Consider the following 984-nt stretch of genomic DNA (forward strand, 5'->3'; position numbering starts at 1 on the left):
CAGCGACTGCGTGGCGGCCTGCACGCCGGCGTCGATCACGCGCCACAGACGGTCGGCGCCCTGCTCCTGCGGCACGCCGAGCAACTGGCCCAGCGTGGCGAGCACGCGGCGCACGTCGGCATGGGTCTTGGGCTCCAGCGCCACCACCTTCAGGCCCAGCGCCTCCAGCCGGTCGCTGGCGCGCGAGCTGGTGGCCAGCAGTACCACGTCGGGCTGCAGGGCGACGATGGCCTCGATGTTCGGATCGATGCCGCCGCCCAGTTGCGGCAGGCGCTGCACGGCTTCGGGCCAGTTGGAGTAGCGGTCCACCCCCACCAGGCGCTGGCATTGCTGCAGCTCGCACACGCTCTCCGTCAGCGAGGGCAGCAGGCTCACGATGCGCTGCGGCGGCTGGGCGAATGCGACGGTGCGACCGCGCGCATCGGTCACCTCGAAGGCCTGCGCGGCCGTGGCACCGGCCATCCAGACGAAAGCCGCCAACGCCAGCCCCGCGGGCCACCGGCGAGCGGCATGGCAGCGCAGGCGTTGCAAGAAGCGGTGCGTCATGGCGTGTCCTTCAGCGTGAGCGGCAGGCCCGCCGCGACCAGGGTGACGCGCTGGCAGGCCTCAGCCACGCGCTGATTCAGGCTCCCCAGTGCATCGACGAAGGCGCGCACCTCGCGGCCCATGGGAATCACGCCCAGGCCGATCTCGTTGCCCACCAGCACCACCGGGCCGGGGCACTGGCGGATTGCTCCCAAAAACATAGCGCACTGCCCTAGCCAATCATGCGCTGGAGGCCGATCTGGCTCTGAACCCTCCGAGACCGGCGCTGGGGCCGGGGCCGGCATGAGCCAGTTGGTGAGCCAGAGCGTGAGGCAGTCCACCACGATCAGCGTATCGGCGCTGCCGTGGCGGGCGATGGCGCGGGCCAGGTCGAGCGGCTCTTCCAGCGTGCGCAGGCCGGGCACGCGCTCGGCGCGGTCGCGGCTGGTGGCGCGCGAT

General features: G+C 72.0%; 1 protein-coding gene and 1 pseudogene. Both read right to left on the reverse strand.

All coding sequences use genetic code 11. The features are described from left to right. On the reverse strand, nucleotides 1-462 hold a 462-nt coding region (locus AC27IQ_RS25640; RefSeq protein WP_487091319.1), incomplete at its 3' end, for an ABC transporter substrate-binding protein. Between the two features lie 80 nt (nucleotides 463-542). After that, nucleotides 543-984, reverse strand: a pseudogene (locus AC27IQ_RS25645) (bifunctional adenosylcobinamide kinase/adenosylcobinamide-phosphate guanylyltransferase); the annotation flags it as partial.

It is taken from the genome of Acidovorax sp. KPB24-07 (assembly GCF_057543315.1).